12 protein-coding genes are annotated in these 15,234 nt (G+C 63.7%); 9 read left to right on the top strand and 3 right to left on the bottom strand.

Features of this window, described 5'->3' with window-relative positions; translation table 11 throughout:
- Positions 1-38: 38 nt before the first annotated feature.
- Positions 39-599, bottom strand: a complete 561-nt coding sequence (locus BM154_RS05945; RefSeq protein ID WP_070884366.1) for a response regulator transcription factor — start codon at positions 597-599, stop codon at positions 39-41.
- 69 nt (positions 600-668) lie between these two features.
- A complete protein-coding gene (locus tag BM154_RS05950) occupies positions 669-1,928 on the bottom strand; it encodes an ATP-binding protein (RefSeq protein WP_074881431.1) in 1,260 nt (419 codons plus the stop codon).
- A 250-nt stretch (positions 1,929-2,178) separates the two neighbouring features.
- Here BM154_RS05950 and BM154_RS05955 point away from each other — a divergent pair, with 250 nt between their 5' ends.
- Complete coding sequence (locus BM154_RS05955; protein WP_074881432.1) at positions 2,179-2,883, top strand: SIMPL domain-containing protein; 705 nt, start codon at positions 2,179-2,181, stop codon at positions 2,881-2,883.
- 217 nt (positions 2,884-3,100) lie between these two features.
- Positions 3,101-4,699 carry an ABC transporter substrate-binding protein gene (locus BM154_RS05960; protein WP_074881433.1) on the top strand — a complete coding sequence of 533 codons (1,599 nt, stop codon included), beginning with the start codon at positions 3,101-3,103 and terminating at the stop codon, positions 4,697-4,699.
- Positions 4,700-5,280: 581 nt separating this feature from the next.
- Here BM154_RS05960 and BM154_RS05965 read toward each other — a convergent pair.
- The gene (locus BM154_RS05965) at positions 5,281-6,510 is read right to left on the bottom strand and encodes a M24 family metallopeptidase (RefSeq protein ID WP_074881434.1); all 1,230 of its coding nucleotides are present in this window, start codon (positions 6,508-6,510) and stop codon (positions 5,281-5,283) included.
- Positions 6,511-6,698: 188 nt separating this feature from the next.
- Here BM154_RS05965 and BM154_RS05970 point away from each other — a divergent pair, with 188 nt between their 5' ends.
- The 7 genes from BM154_RS05970 to BM154_RS06000 all read left to right on the top strand — a co-directional run bounded on the left by BM154_RS05970 (position 6,699) and on the right by BM154_RS06000 (position 15,143).
- Positions 6,699-7,265 carry a cupin domain-containing protein gene (locus BM154_RS05970; RefSeq protein ID WP_074881435.1) on the top strand — a complete coding sequence of 189 codons (567 nt, stop codon included), beginning with the start codon at positions 6,699-6,701 and terminating at the stop codon, positions 7,263-7,265.
- A 172-nt stretch (positions 7,266-7,437) separates the two neighbouring features.
- A complete protein-coding gene (locus BM154_RS05975; RefSeq protein WP_074881436.1) occupies positions 7,438-9,033 on the top strand; it encodes an ABC transporter substrate-binding protein in 1,596 nt (531 codons plus the stop codon).
- Positions 9,034-9,193: 160 nt separating this feature from the next.
- Positions 9,194-10,789, top strand: coding sequence for an ABC transporter substrate-binding protein (locus tag BM154_RS05980; RefSeq protein WP_074881437.1), 1,596 nt, complete (start codon positions 9,194-9,196; stop codon positions 10,787-10,789).
- Positions 10,790-10,858: 69 nt separating this feature from the next.
- Entirely contained in the window at positions 10,859-11,869 is a 1,011-nt protein-coding gene (locus tag BM154_RS05985; RefSeq protein ID WP_074881438.1) for an ABC transporter permease subunit, read from the top strand.
- Positions 11,870-12,228: 359 nt separating this feature from the next.
- Entirely contained in the window at positions 12,229-13,137 is a 909-nt protein-coding gene (locus BM154_RS05990; RefSeq protein WP_074881439.1) for an ABC transporter permease subunit, read from the top strand.
- Between the two features lie 63 nt (positions 13,138-13,200).
- Positions 13,201-14,175 carry an ABC transporter ATP-binding protein gene (locus BM154_RS05995; RefSeq protein WP_074881440.1) on the top strand — a complete coding sequence of 325 codons (975 nt, stop codon included), beginning with the start codon at positions 13,201-13,203 and terminating at the stop codon, positions 14,173-14,175.
- Entirely contained in the window at positions 14,175-15,143 is a 969-nt protein-coding gene (locus tag BM154_RS06000; protein ID WP_074881441.1) for a peptide ABC transporter ATP-binding protein, read from the top strand. Before BM154_RS05995 ends, BM154_RS06000 begins: the two co-directional genes overlap by 1 nt.
- Positions 15,144-15,234 lie beyond the last annotated feature (91 nt).

Genomic DNA, 15,234 nt, shown 5'->3' on the forward strand with positions numbered 1-15,234 from the left:
AGCAAGCCTTTGCCCTCCCGCGTGGGTGGCGCCTCGTCTTAGCGCCGAACCGGACGCTTCTGCAGTTTGCGCTGCAGGGTACGGCGGTGCATGCCCAGGGCACGGGCGGTCGCCGAGATGTTGCCTTCGTGCTCGGCCAGCACGCGCTGGATGTGCTCCCACTGCAGGCGATCCACCGACATCGGGTTTTCCGGCACCAGGGTGTCGAGGTCGGCATGCTGGGTCAGCAGTGCGGCGAGCACATCGTCGGCGTCGGCCGGCTTGCACAGGTAATTGCAGGCGCCACGCTTGATGGCTTCCACGGCGGTGGCGATGCTCGAGTAACCGGTGAGAATCACCACGCGCATCTCGGCATCCAGCTCCAGCAGCTTGGGCAGCAGCACCAGGCCGGAGTCGCCTTCCATCTTCAGGTCGAGCACGGCGTAGTCCGGCAGGTCCTGGGTGGCCAACGCCAGGCCTTCCTCGGCGGAAGCGGCGGTGGACACGCGCAGCCCGCGGCTGCTCATGGCGCGGGCCATCACGCGGGTAAAGGTGGGGTCGTCGTCGACCAGTAGCAGATGGGGCTGTTCTTCGCTTTCCAGCAGCGTTTCGTCACTCATGGGTCACTCCTCCAAACATGCTCGCGGCCTGCCGGCTCGGCAGTGCGCTGCATCGACAATCCTGCGGGCTCATACCCTGGCGTAGGCGCGCGGCAACTTGAGCTCGGTGAGCGTGCCGCCTTCTTCATGGTTATACAGCTTCACCGTGCCGCCGGCACGGGTCACGCTGGCCTGGCTGAGAAACAGGCCGAGGCCGAAGCCCTTTCCTTTGCCCTTGGTGGTGAAGAACGGCCGGCCCAGTTGCTCGGCGATGGCCAAGGGTACACCGGCGCCGTAATCGCGAATGCTCAGGCGCACCCACTGGTGGTCCCAGTCCAGGCTGATTTCCAGGTTGTCCGGGCAGGCATCGGCGGCATTGTTGAGCAGATTGAGCAGCGCCTGGGTCAGGTCGGCTGGCGGCATCAGTTGCGGCGACTTGCCCACGCCCAGGCATTCGTAACGATAGCTGGCTTCCGGGCGCATCAGGTGCCAGCGATTGAGGGTGGTCTCCAGCCAGCTGACCGCCGGCATTTCCACCACCGCCTGGCGACGATCCGCTTCGGCGGCGCGCACCAGGTGCTGAAGGGTCTCCTTGCACAGCTTGACCTGCTCCTGCAGCAGCGCCAGGTCTTCCTGCAGCAACGGATTCTGGTGCTCGCGGCGCAGCTCCTTGATCAGCACGCTCATGGTCGCCAGCGGCGTACCCAGCTCGTGGGCGGCACCGGCGGCCTGGGTGGCCACGGCCAGCAGTTGCTGATCACGCATGCCCTCTTCACGTCGCTCGGCGCGCAGTTTCTCCTGCTGGCGCAGCTCCTCGGCCATCTTGGCCACGAAGAAGGTGATCAGCCCCGCCGCCAGGGCGAAGCTCAGCCACATACCGTAGACCAGCAGGCTCTCGCGCGGGCCCACCGGCAGTTGCAGCGGGTGCGACCAGACCAGCAACAGGGTGTAGGAGGCCAGCGCCATGCCGCCGAGAATCATGGTGAACAGCCACGGCAGGGTCGCCGCGGCAATGGTCAGCGGCACCAGGTAATAGGACACGAAGGGGTTGGTCGAGCCGCCCGAGTAGTACAACAGCACGCTGTGGATGATCAGGTCGAAGCCCAGGTGGATGCCGTATTCGGCCTCGGTGACCGGCCAGGGCCCGCGCAGGCGCAGGGCGGTCAGCAGGCACAGCACCAGGGAGGCGCCCAGGGTGATGCTCAACTGCAACCAGGGCAGCGGCAACAACTCGGACTTGTAGGCCAGGCCAACCGAACCGGCCTGCGCGGCCAGCACCAGAAAGCGGATAAGGGTCAGCCGCCAGAGGTTCTGGCGGCTGGCCGAAAGCAGTTGTACGGGGGCGAGCATCGATACTCCTCTATGCTCGTTGGCGAGCCCGGCGAGTATAACCAAGCCCGCCGGCGGCCTGATGCGGCAACGCGCCGCAGTCGTACGATGATTCCCGCCTGGCACCGGATCAGCGCAGTCACTTGCCGATCAGGGTGGTCTCAGGTGGGGGTGAATATTTTTTGATTCGCTTAACCCGAATCTCCAGTTTGCCTCGTCTAACCCCATGAACACGGTCTCTATCCGTGCCCGCTATCGATAAGGAATCGCCATGCTGCCACTGTCACGCCTCGCCACCGCACTGGCTTTCAGCACCAGCCTGCTCAGCATCGCTGCGCACGCCGATGAGCCGCGCTACAACCAGATTTCCCTGAGCACCCAGGTCAGCCACGAAGTGGCCCACGACCTGATGCAGGTCACCCTGTACACCGAGGCCCAGCAGAGCGATCCAGCCGCCCTCGCCGCCGAGATCACCCGCACCCTGAATGCCGGCCTGACCCAGGCACGCGGCGTACAGGGGGTGACCGTTTCCCAGGGCAGCCGCAACAGCTACCCGGTGTACAGCGAGAAAGGTGAGCAAATCAGCGCCTGGCGTGAGCGCGCCGAAATCCGCCTGGAAAGCGCCGATTTCGCTGCGTTGTCCAAGCTCACTGGCGAGATGCTCAAGACCCTGAAGATGGGCGGCATGAGCTTCAGCATTGCCGACGCCACCCGCAAGAAAGAAGAAGACGCGCTGATCAAGGACGCCGTCGCCGCCTTCAAGGAACGCGCCCAACTGACCACCGAAGCACTGGGTGGCAAGAGCTACAAGCTGGTCAGCCTGAACCTAAACAGCGGCGGTTTCGTACGCCCGCCGATGCGCATGGAAGCCATGAAGGCCTCGGCGTTCTCCAGCGACAGCGCCACCCCGGAAGTCGAAGCCGGCACCAGCCAGGTGACCATGAATGCCGACGGCGTGATCGAAGTGCAGCTGTAAGCACTACCTGCCGGCGCAGCAGGCCGAGGTTCAACGGGCGTTGCGAGCACTGCCGCAACGCCCTGCGCACATCGCCTGAATTTTTCTGCGCATTTCGGCACATCCCGTGCATAGCGTAAAACAAGGTCTAGGGTTAACGCAGGCTCGTCAGCATCTGACAGGCCACGTTTTCCAGTTGCAGACCCCTCGCAAAAATCACAATAGACATGAGGTAACCATGCACAAGAACGCCTTTATCCAGGCTTTTGTCGTCGCCGGCCTGATTGCCAGCGCCCCCTTCGCACAGGCCGCCGGCAACCTGGTGTACTGCTCGGAAGGCAGCCCGGCGGGTTTCGACCCCGGGCTCTACACCACAGGTACCGACTTCGATGCCGGCGCCGAAACAGTCTTCAACCGCCTCTCGCAATTCGAGCGTGGCGGCACCTCGGTGATCCCCGGCCTGGCCGAAAAATGGGACATCAGTGACGACGGCCTGACCTACACCTTCCACCTGCGCGAAGGCGTGAAGTTCCACACCACCGACTACTTCAAGCCGAGCCGCGAATTCAACGCCGACGACGTGCTGTTCACCTTCAACCGCATGCTCAACAAGGACGACCCGTTCCGCAAGGCGTACCCCACCGAGTTCCCGTACTTCACCGATATGGGCATGGACAAGAACATCGCCAAGATCGAGAAGGTCGACGAACACACGGTGCGCTTCACCCTCAACACCGTCGATGCCGCGTTCATCCAGAACATGGCCATGAGCTTCGCCTCGATCCACTCGGCCGAGTACGCCGCCCAGCTGCTCAAGGCCGGCAAGGCCTCGGACATCAACCAGAAGCCCATCGGCACCGGCCCATTCGTGTTCAGCCGTTACCAGAAAGACGCGCAGATCCGTTACAAGGGCAACAAGGAATACTGGAACCTGGATGACGTGAAGATCGACAACCTGATCTTCGCCATCAACACCGACCCATCGGTGCGCATGCAGAAGCTGCGCGCAGGCGAATGCCACGTCAGCGTGTTCCCACGCCCGGCAGACCTGGAAACCCTGAAGAAAGATCCCAAGCTGCAGATGCCCGAGCAGGCTGGTTTCAACGTCGGCTATCTGGCCTACAACACCGAGCACAAGCCGTTCGACAAGCTCGAAGTGCGCCAGGCCATGGACATGGCGGTCAACAAGCAGGCAATCATCAACGCCGTGTACCAGGGCGCCGGCCAGGTGGCCGTGAACGGCATGCCGCCGACCCAGTGGTCCTATGACGACACCATCAAGGACACGCCCTACAACCCGGAAAAGGCCAAGGAACTGCTCAAGGCCGCTGGCGTGAAGGAAGGTACCGAGATCACCCTGTGGGCCATGCCGGTGCAGCGCCCGTACAATCCCAACGCCAAGCTGATGGCCGAGATGCTGCAGGCCGACTGGGCGAAGATCGGCATCAAGGCGCGCATCGTCAGCTACGAGTGGGGCGAGTACAACAAACGCGCCAAGGCTGGCGAGCACGATGCCCTGCTGATCGGCTGGACCGGCGACAACGGTGACCCCGACAACTGGCTGAGCGTGCTGTACGGCTGCGACGCCATCGGCGGCAACAACTACAGCCGCCTGTGCAACAAGGAATTCGACGCCCTGCTGAAGAAGGCCAAGGCGATCAACGACCGCGAAGAGCGTACCGTGCTCTACAAGCAGGCCCAGCAGTTGCTCAAGGCCGACGTGCAGAACACGCCCATTGCCCACTCCACGGTGTACCAGCCGATGAGCACGCGCGTGAAGGACTTCAAGATCAGCCCGTTCGGCATCAACTCCTTCTACGGTGTCAGCATCGAATAATGGAGTTGCCTGAATGAAAACGCCCGGCCAATTGGCCGGGCGTTTTCGTTTCCAGGAACCTGTTCACGATCTTGCGGATCGACTTCAGCGTTGCCTGCAAAGTGGCGGGAGCGGCCGTTCGGCCGCTTTGTCTTTTTGGTGCTCCTCATGTCAAAAAATTATCAGGCGACACCAATCGCCCCTTCAGGAGGCCGAGCGGAATCGTTGTGAAGAGGGTTGAGCGACATGGATGTCGCGAGAGCCGCGATGGGCCAGGGACGGCCCTTCGTGGGGGGCCGCCTAGGTCGGGCCCTCGGAACAATGATGGAGCGAGGGAACCCCAGCGAAGCTGGGGCCGTATGCCGGGGCTAGACCTTTTGGTTTCTTTTGGCGGGGCCGGCCATCCGGGCGATGCCAAAAGAAACCCGCTCGACAGAGCGGAACCGAACGTATCCACAACGCGATAACGCTGGCAAACCAAAGGTCACGCATAGTGCCTGGGACGTAGAAAGCTCGGGGCTAAAGCCCCTCCTACAAAAGCAGCAGCGGCCGATGTCCGCTTCTGCCTTGTAGCAGCTCTTCATATCGCCTAAACAGATTGCTCAGGCATTCAGCCCGAACGGGTCGTCCACCGAGTGGCTCGGCTGGGTAAACCAGCGCGGGCCTTCGGCCGTCATGTAGAAGTGATCTTCCAGGCGGATGCCGAACTCGCCCGGCACGCAGATCATCGGCTCGTTGCTGAAGCACATGCCCTCGGCCAGTGGCGTGTCGTCACCGCCGACCAGGTACGGGCCCTCGTGGATGTCCAGGCCGATGCCATGGCCGGTGCGGTGGGGCAAGCCCGGCAACCTGTAGGCAGGGCCCAGCCCGGCAGCTTCCAGGCTGCGCCGCGCGGCGGCGTCCACGCTGGCGCACGGGGCGCCGAGCACCGCGGCCTCGAACGCAGCCTGCTGGGCGGCCTTCTCCTTGTTCCAGTACTCGCGCTGGCGCTCGCTCGGCGTGCCGAAGACGTAGCTGCGGGTGATGTCCGACAGGTAGCTGTGTACCTGGCAGCCGGTATCGATCAGCACCATGTCGCCGTCCTTCAGGGTCTGCGCATGCTTGACGCCATGGGGGAAGGCGCTGGCCGGGCCGAACAGCACGATGCAGAAGATCGAGCCCGGCGCGCCGACCTTGCGGTGTGCCTGGCGGATGAACTCGGCCACCTGGGTGGTGGTGATGCCTTCATGGAGAATGCTCGCCGCCGCCTTGTGCACTTCCAGGGTCATGTCCTTGGCGCGTTGCATCAGGGCGATTTCGGCTGCCGACTTACGCTGGCGACAGGCCGTGGTGATCACCCCGGCATCGACGAAGCGGTAACCGCTGGTCAGCTTGCGAATGCCTTCGAACATGAAAAAAGGCAAGGAAGAACAAAGACCTACCTGGGGCGGCGCACCATCATTGGGCGTAACATCAAGACGACGGAGGCAGCGCAGCAGCAGCGCATAGGGGCTCTCGTGCTCTTCCCAGGTATTGATGGTGCCCGGTACCACCTGGAAGTCGCGCACGGTGCCTTCCTCGAAGGCCGGCGCCAGGTATTCCACGGGACCACTGGCCGGCAGGATGGCGCCGACCATGCGCTCGCTGGGGTTCCATTTCACCCCGGTGAAGTACTGCAGGTTGCTGCCTGCTGCGATGAACAGCGCCGCGATGCCCTGTTCGCGCATCAGTGCCTGGGCCCGTTCGATACGTGCCTGATACTCCGCCTCGCCGATCGGCTGCGCGCCGGCGGTCATGTCCTGCAGGCGCGCCAAGGCCTGCTCCGGCGTGCTACCGCCCACTCCCAGTGTCATCTGCACATCCTCGTCTGGCGACGGCAACGGACATCGCTGCCAGGTCATTCACTTGCGGCAAAATTTAAGTGCAACTTAAATTACGGTCAAAGCTTTTTTCAGTGGGACTTAAAAAAGCGTTGCAATCGCAGCTGAAGTCCCCGCAACGCCTGGGTATACTCTGTCGATTCGAATAGCGAACCTTTCCCATGACCGCAGATCGCATTGGCGAACGCCTGCGCCGCTATCGGCGGGCCGCCGGCAAGACCCTCAATCAGGTGGCCGCCGACGCCGGCCTGACCGCCAGCTTCCTGTCCCAGGCCGAGCGCAACCTCACCGGCGTGTCGATCTCGTCCCTGGCAAGCATCGCCAAGTCGCTGAACGTGCCGCTCAACGCCCTGTTCGATCAACCCGCCCAGGCCCAGCCCGACTCCCACGTCGACCAGCGGGTGCGCTATACCGTAGGGGGCCAGCTGCTGGCCTACGAGCGGCTGTCCAGTTCGTTCCCCGGCAACTCCATCAACGCCGTGAAGATGAACATCCCGGTGGGCTACGAGTCGGAGCTGATCGCCCATGAGGGCGTGGAATTTTCCTACGTGCTGGCCGGGCATATCGTCTACACCATCGAGGGCCGCGACTATCCCTTGGGGCCTGGCGACTCGGTGCATTTCGATGCCGGCAAGCTGCACCGGCTGGTCAACGCCACGGACGAGCCGGCCGAGGTGCTGACCATGACCACCATGGCCTTGTTTGGCGATCAACCCGCCATCGAGTAATTTATGCCCCACTTCAGGGCAAATATGCGCAATGTTAGTGCTGCTTAATTTTTGTTGACCGAAATTTCAGCATGACTTAATTTCGAGCCCGACCCGGTGAGCTATCCGCTTTCACCGCATTCCGAGCTCGCGCTGAACCCAGGCGCGAACAAAAAGAAAAAAAGAGGTTCGCATGCGCATGTCTCTCCTGTGCAAGGCTCTGCTCACTGCAGGCCTGCTCTCCAGTGTTTCGCTCGCCCAGGCCAGCAATCTGGTGTATTGCTCCGAAGGCAGCCCCGGCGGTTTCGACCCGGGCCAGTACACCACCGGCACCGACTTCGATGCGGCCTCGGAAACCATCTTCAACCGCCTGGCAGAGTTCGAGCGCGGCGGTACCAAGGCCCAGCCCGGCCTGGCCACCTCCTGGGACGTCAGCGAAGACGGCCTGACCTACACCTTCCACCTGCGCGAAGGGGTCAAGTTCCACACCACCGACTACTTCAAGCCGACCCGCGAATTCAATGCCGACGACGTGCTGTTCACCTTCCAGCGCATGCTCGATCGCAACCACCCGTTCCGCAAGGCCTACCCCAGCGAGTTCCCGTACTTCACCGATATGGGCCTGGACAAGAACATCGCCAAGATCGAGAAGACCGACGACCACACCGTGGTCTTCACCCTCAACGCCGTGGATGCCGCCTTCGTGCAGAACCTGGCGATGAACTTCGCCGCCGTGCACTCGGCCGAGTACGCCGACCAGTTGCTCAAGGCCGGCAAGGCCTCGGAAATCAACCAGAAGCCGATTGGCACCGGCCCGTTCGTGTTCAGCCGCTACCAGAAGGACGCGGCGATTCGCTACAAGGGCAACAAGGACTACTGGGCACCTGACCAGGTGAAGATCGACAACCTGATCTTCTCGATCAACACCGACGCCTCGGTACGTGCGCAGAAGCTGCGTGCCGGCGAGTGCCAGATCACCCTGAACCCGCGCCCGGCCGACCTCAAGGGCCTGCAGGCCGACAAGAACCTCAACGTACCGACTGCGCCCGGTTATAACCTGGGCTACATCGCCTACAACGTGACCCGCGCACCGTTCGACAAGCTCGAAGTGCGCCAGGCACTGGACATGGCCGTGAACAAGCAGGCGATCATCGACGCCGTGTACCAGGGCGCCGGCCAACTGGCCGTCAACGGCATGCCGCCGACCCAGTGGTCCTACGACGAATCGATCAAGGACGCCCCCTACAATCCGGAAAAGGCCAAGGAGCTGCTCAAGGCTGCCGGCGTCAAGGAAGGCACCGAGATCACTCTGTGGGCCATGCCCGTACAGCGCCCCTACAACCCCAACGCCCGTCTGATGGCCGAGATGCTGCAGGCCGACTGGGCCAAGGTCGGCGTCAAGGCGCGCATCGTCAGCTACGAGTGGGGCGAGTACATCAAGCGTGCCCACGCCGGCGAGCACGACGCCATGCTGATCGGCTGGACCGGCGACAACGGTGACCCCGACAACTGGCTCGGCACCCTGTACGGTTGCGCCTCGGTAGACGGCAACAACTTCTCCAAGTGGTGCGATGCCGAATACGACAAGCTGGTGGTGGCCGCCAAGCGCGTGACCGACCAGAGTGAGCGCAGCGAGCTGTACAAGCAGGCCCAGGCGGTACTCAAGCGTGAAGTGCCGATCACCCCGATCGCCCACTCCACCGTCTACCAGCCGATGCGCGCCAGCGTGAAGGGCTTCCAGATCAGCCCCTTCGGCCGCAACAGCTTCAGTGGTGTAAGCAACGACTGAGCCGCGTGCCGGTCGCCTCGCGCACTCCGCGAGGCGGCCGACGCCGCTGCTGCGCCGACCCAGCCGGGCAGCCGATACCAACACTCTCCGAGCAGAGGCTCGCGGCCTGCCAAGTGCAGGCCGTGACGTCTATGCTGACGTGATTCGCAGGGGGCATTCTATGAAACCGCTACCGCTCCGCGCCGCCCTGGCTGCCATGATCCTCGGCGCCGCCGGCAACCTCGCGGCCAAGCCGCTGGTGGTGTGCACCGAAGCGAGCCCCGAGGGCTTCGACATCGTCCAGTACACCACTGCGGTCACTGCCGACGCCTCGGCCGAAGCACTGTTCAACCGCCTGGTCGACTTCAAGCCCGGCACCACCGACATCCAGCCGGCCCTCGCCGAGCGCTGGGAAGTCAGCGCCGACGGCCTGACCTATACCTTTCACCTGCGCCAGGGCGTGAAGTTCCACACCACCGATTACTTCACGCCCACCCGCGACTTCAATGCCGATGACGTGTTGTGGAGCCTGAACCGCCAGCTCGACCCCAACCATCCCTGGCATGACAAGACCAGCGTCGGCTACCCCTACTTCGAGAGCATGGCCTTCCGGCAATTGCTCAAGTCGGTGACCAAGACCGACGACCACACCGTGGTCATCACCCTGAACCGCCCGGAGGCGCCCTTCCTGCGTGACCTGGCCATGGCCTTCACCTCGATCTACTCGGCCGAATACGGCGATCAGTTGCTCAAGTCGGGCAAGACCGGCGACCTCAACAGCAAGCCGATCGGCACCGGGCCATTCGTCTTCCAGCGCTACAACAAGGACGCCCAGATTCGCTACAAGGCCAACCCCGATTACTTCCGTGGCAAGCCGCCCAGCGACCCGCTGATCTTCGCCATCACCACCGACAACAACGTGCGCCTGCAGAAACTGCGCGCCAACGAATGCCAGGTGGCGGTATATCCCAAGCCTGATGACGTGCCTTCGATCAAGGCCGACCCCAGGCTCAAGGTGGACGAGATCGAGGCCATCGTCACCGGCTACATCGCCATCAACACCGAGCACAAATACCTGAGCGACCTGCGCGTGCGCCAGGCGATCCATCTGGCCTTCGACCGTCAGCGCCATGTCGAGCAGCTGTTTGGCAAGGGCAACGCGCTGGTGGCGGTCAATCCGTACCCGCCAACCCTGATCGGCTACAACGACGAAAACCGCAACCCGCCCCGCGACCTGGACAAAGCCCGTGCCCTGCTCAAGGAAGCCGGCGTGCCCGAGGGCACCGCGATCACCCTCTTCACCCGCAGTGGCGGCGGGCAGACCAACCCCAACCCGCGTCTGTCGGCGGAAATGCTGCAGGCCGACCTCGCCGAGATAGGCCTCAAGGTCGACATCCGAATGATGGAGTGGGGCGAAATGCTGCGTCGCGCCAAGAATGGCGAAGCCGATCTGGTCGCCTCGGGCTGGGCCGGCGACAACGGCGACCCGGACAACTTCCTGAGCTCGCTGCTGAGCTGCGAGGCGGCGAAAAACGGCGAGAACTATGCGCGCTGGTGCAACCCTAAGTTCCAGGAGCTGATCACCCAGGCCCGCGCCGTGACCGACAACGATCAACGTGCCAGCCTCTATCGCCAGGCCCTGGCGATCTACGCCGAGGAGCTTCCGTGGATCAGCGTTGCCCATCCGAAACTGTTTACCGCCATGCGCAAGGACGTCGAGGGCTATCACGTCAGCCCGCTGACCAATAACAACTTCGCCACCACCCGGGTGAAGTAGATAAAAACACACCGCCGGCGATACCCACGCCGGTGGGCTGCCTGACCGGCCAATGAGGTACCTACCACGATGTTGAGTTTTATTGCCCGGCGCCTGGGCCTGCTGATTCCGACGTTCTTCGGGGTCACGCTGCTGACCTTCGCGCTGATCCGCATGATCCCCGGCGACCCCGTGGAAGTGATGATGGGCGAGCGGCGCGTCGACCCGCAGATGCACGCCGAAGCCATGGAGCGCCTGGGCCTGAACAAGCCCCTGTACGCCCAATACTTCGACTATATCGGCCAGTTGGCCCAGGGTGACCTGGGTGAATCGTTGCGCACCCGCACGCCGGTGTGGGACGAATTCACCACCCTGTTCCCCGCCACCCTGGAGCTGACCCTGGCGGCGCTGCTGTTCGCTGGCACCCTGGGACTGATCGCCGGGGTGATCGCCGCCCTCAAGCGTGGCTCGCTGTTCGATCATGGCGTGATGGGCATCTCCCTGACCGGCTATTCGATGCCGATCTTCTGGTGGGGTCTGCTGCTGATCATGTTCTTCTCGGTATGGCTGGGCTGGACGCCGGTATCCGGGCGTATCGATCTGCTCTATGACATCCAGCCGGTGACCGGCTTCATGCTGATCGACACCCTGCTGTCCGACGAGGAAGGCGCGTTCGTCAACGCCCTGCGCCACCTGATCCTGCCGGCCATCGTGCTGGGCACCATTCCGCTGGCGGTGATCGCCCGCATGACCCGTTCGGCGATGCTCGAAGTGCTGCGTGAAGATTACGTGCGCACCGCCCGCGCCAAGGGCCTGTCGCCGGGCCGCGTGGTGTTCGTGCATGGTCTGCGCAACGCCCTGATTCCGGTGCTCACCGTGTTCGGCCTGCAGGTCGGCACGCTGCTCGCCGGTGCGGTGCTGACCGAAACCATCTTCTCCTGGCCGGGCATCGGCAAGTGGCTGATCGAGTCGATCGGCGCCCGCGACTACCCGGTGGTGCAGAACGGCATCCTGCTGATCGCCTGCCTGGTGATCCTGGTCAACTTCGTGGTCGACATCCTTTATGGACTCGTCAATCCACGTATTCGCCACCAGCGCTGAGAACCGGCCATGACCTGCTGCGCGTCGGCGATGCCGCGTCAAAATCCCTCTCGAGATGCTCATTGGCTACAGCCAACTCCGCTCTCTCGACGAATTTTTCCTTGCCTCGCGCTAGCTCGCGAGGCCATGAACCGATTCTCCGGAGTCATGATGGCAACTGATACCAATACCTCCGTAGGGTGGATGACACTTTTCTCATCCACCATGACCGCGCCGCGGTGGACGGATGAAGCGTCGTCCACCCTACAAATTACTTCCGTAGCCTGGGTTGAGCACAGCGATACCCAGGTCGCTCTTTCCCGGATGTCGCTCCGCTCGACTCGAGCTACGTCCCCATCCAATACCCATGAGGTGCGAGCATGACCTCGACCACCACCACGCCTATCGACCAGAGCCTGGTCTACCCCTCGCCGCTGAAGGAATTCTGGGCCGCATTCAGCCACAACAAGGGTGCCGTCGCCGGCCTCGGCTTCATGATCCTGATGGTGTTCTGCGCGCTGTTCGCACCATGGATCGCGCCCTACTCGCCCAGCGAGCAGTTCCGTGATGCCCTGCTGACCCCGCCGGTCTGGCTGGACGGCGGCCAGTGGCGCTTCATACTCGGCACCGACGAAGTCGGCCGCGACCTGCTCTCGCGCTTGATCCACGGCGCGCGCCTGTCGCTGCTGATCGGCCTCGCCTCGGTGGTCATCTCGCTGATTCCCGGCCTGCTGCTGGGCCTGATCGCCGGGTTCTTCCCGCGCCTGATGGGCCCCTCGATCATGCGCCTGATGGACATCATGCTGGCCCTGCCCTCGCTGCTGCTGGCGGTGGCCATCGTCGCCATCCTCGGCCCAGGCCTGATCAACACGGTGATCGCCATCGCCATCGTCTCGCTGCCCTCCTACGTGCGCCTGACCCGCGCTGCGGTGATGGGCGAGCTGAACCGCGACTACGTGACTGCCGCCCGTCTGGCCGGTGCCAGCCTGCCGCGCCTGATGTTCATCACCGTGCTGCCCAACTGCATGGCGCCGCTGATCGTGCAGGCAACCCTGAGCTTCTCCTCGGCGATTCTCGACGCCGCCGCCCTGGGCTTCCTCGGCCTTGGCGTGCAACCGCCTACGCCTGAGTGGGGCACCATGCTGGCCTCGGCGCGCGACTACATCGAACGCGCCTGGTGGGTGGTGACCCTGCCGGGCCTGGCGATTCTGCTAAGCGTGCTGGCGATCAACCTGATGGGCGACGGCCTGCGCGATGCGCTGGACCCGAAACTCAAGAACGCGATCTGAGGAGGCCGCCATGAACCTGTTCTGCACCCCGGCCGCCCCCTGCCATTCGATGGAGGCCACCCGATGAGCCTGCTGGAAATAGACAACCTGAGCGTGCGCTTCGGCGACGCCAACGCCGTGCCCGTGGTCGACGGCCTCGACCTGAAAGTCGACAAGGGCGAAGTACTGGCCATCGTCGGCGAATCCGGATCCGGCAAGTCGGTGACCATGATGGCGCTGATGGGCCTGATCGATGCCCCCGGTATCGTCCGTGCCGACCGTCTGGTCTTCGATGGCACCGACATGCTGAAACTCAAGGGTCGCCAGCGTCGCCATATCGTCGGCAAGGACCTGTCGATGATCTTCCAGGACCCGATGACCGCCCTGAACCCCAGCTTCACCGTGGGCTTCCAGATCGAGGAAGTGCTGCGCCAGCACCTGGGCCTCAAAGGCAAGGCGGCGCGCCAGCGTGCCCTGCAACTGCTCGAGCGGGTGGAGATTCCTGGCGCAGCGAGCCGCCTCGAAGCCTTCCCGCACCAGCTGTCCGGGGGCATGAGCCAGCGCGTGGCAATCGCCATGGCGATTGCCGCCGAGCCCAAGCTGCTGATCGCCGACGAGCCGACCACCGCGTTGGACGTGACCATTCAGGCGCAGATCATGGAGCTGCTGCTCGACCTGCAGCGCGAGCAGAACATGGGCCTGGTACTGATCACCCATGACCTGGCCGTGGTCGCCGAGACCGCCAACCGGGTGTGCGTGATGTACGCCGGGCAAGCGGTGGAGCTGGGCCAGGTACCGGCGCTGTTCGATGCACCGACTCACCCGTACACCGAGGCGCTGATCAAGGCGATTCCCGAGCACAGCCTGGGCGCCACACGCCTGTCGACCCTGCCCGGTATCGTCCCCGGCCGCTACGACCGGCCCCACGGCTGCCTGCTCTCGCCGCGCTGCCCCTACGTGCAGCCCAAGTGCCGCGAGCAACGTCCGGCCCTGGAACCCCACGAGCGCGGCGCGGTGCGCTGCTATTTCCCGCTCAATCTGAATGCCGAGGTGGCGTGATGACGACCGTCCTGACCGCACGCGAGCTGACGCGTCACTATTCCGTGTCTCAGGGGCTGTTCAAGCCCAGTGCCACGGTGCAGGCGCTCAATGGCGTGTCCTTTGAGCTGCAGGCCGGCAAGACCCTGGCCGTGGTCGGTGAATCCGGCTGCGGCAAATCCACCCTGGCGCGTGCGCTGACGCTGATCGAAGAACCTTCTTCGGGCTCGCTGCAGATCGCCGGCCAGGAAGTGAACGGCGCCAACGCACAGACGCGCAAGCAACTGCGCCGCGACGTGCAGATGGTGTTCCAGAACCCCTACGCCTCGCTCAACCCGCGGCAGAAGATCGGTGATCAACTGGCCGAGCCGCTGCTCATCAACACCAGCCTGTCGCGCGCCGAACGCCGCGAGAAGGTGCAGGCGATGATGAGCCAGGTCGGCCTGCGCCCCGAGCACTACCAGCGCTACCCGCACATGTTCTCCGGCGGCCAGCGCCAGCGTATTGCCCTGGCCCGCGCCATGATGCTCAACCCCAAGGTGCTGGTGGCCGACGAGCCGACCTCGGCGCTGGACGTGTCGATCCAGGCCCAGGTGCTCAATCTGTTCATGGACCTGCAGCAAGAGTTCAGGACCGGCTACGTGTTCATCTCCCACAACCTGTCGGTGGTGCGCCATGTGGCCGATGACGTGCTGGTGATGTACCTCGGCCGCCCGGCAGAGATAGGGCCCAGCGAACGTATCTACGAGCGCCCGTTGCACCCCTACACCAAGGCGCTGCTGTCGGCCACGCCGACCATCCACCCGGATCCGAGCAAACCGAAAATCAAGATCGTCGGCGAGCTGCCCAACCCGCTCAACCCGCCATCTGGCTGCCCGTTCCACAAGCGCTGCCCCTACGCCACCGAGCGCTGCCAGACCGAGCTGCCGTTGTTGCGCCCGCTCGATGGCCGTGAAGTGGCCTGCCACCACGCCGAGCAGTTTCTCTGACCGCCCACCGGCCGCAGCTTCACGCTGCGCCCGTTGCACCAAGAGCCTGTTCACGATCGTCCTGCCAGGCTTTATCTATTTTGACGGCGAC

Source organism: Phytopseudomonas argentinensis, assembly GCF_900113905.1.
In the GTDB taxonomy this organism is placed as follows: domain Bacteria; phylum Pseudomonadota; class Gammaproteobacteria; order Pseudomonadales; family Pseudomonadaceae; genus Aquipseudomonas; species Aquipseudomonas argentinensis.

Coding starts and splice junctions, on each gene's coding strand:
- BM154_RS05980 (WP_074881437.1), top strand. CDS start 9,194: ATGAAACCGCTACCGCTCCGCGCCGCCCTGGCTGCCATGATCCTCGGC.
- BM154_RS06000 (WP_074881441.1), top strand. CDS start 14,175: ATGACGACCGTCCTGACCGCACGCGAGCTGACGCGTCACTATTCCGTG.
- BM154_RS05955 (WP_074881432.1), top strand. CDS start 2,179: ATGCTGCCACTGTCACGCCTCGCCACCGCACTGGCTTTCAGCACCAGC.
- BM154_RS05960 (WP_074881433.1), top strand. CDS start 3,101: ATGCACAAGAACGCCTTTATCCAGGCTTTTGTCGTCGCCGGCCTGATT.
- BM154_RS05990 (WP_074881439.1), top strand. CDS start 12,229: ATGACCTCGACCACCACCACGCCTATCGACCAGAGCCTGGTCTACCCC.
- BM154_RS05965 (WP_074881434.1), bottom strand. CDS start 6,510: ATGACACTGGGAGTGGGCGGTAGCACGCCGGAGCAGGCCTTGGCGCGC.
- BM154_RS05995 (WP_074881440.1), top strand. CDS start 13,201: ATGAGCCTGCTGGAAATAGACAACCTGAGCGTGCGCTTCGGCGACGCC.
- BM154_RS05985 (WP_074881438.1), top strand. CDS start 10,859: ATGTTGAGTTTTATTGCCCGGCGCCTGGGCCTGCTGATTCCGACGTTC.
- BM154_RS05970 (WP_074881435.1), top strand. CDS start 6,699: ATGACCGCAGATCGCATTGGCGAACGCCTGCGCCGCTATCGGCGGGCC.
- BM154_RS05975 (WP_074881436.1), top strand. CDS start 7,438: ATGCGCATGTCTCTCCTGTGCAAGGCTCTGCTCACTGCAGGCCTGCTC.
- BM154_RS05945 (WP_070884366.1), bottom strand. CDS start 599: ATGAGTGACGAAACGCTGCTGGAAAGCGAAGAACAGCCCCATCTGCTA.
- BM154_RS05950 (WP_074881431.1), bottom strand. CDS start 1,928: ATGCTCGCCCCCGTACAACTGCTTTCGGCCAGCCGCCAGAACCTCTGG.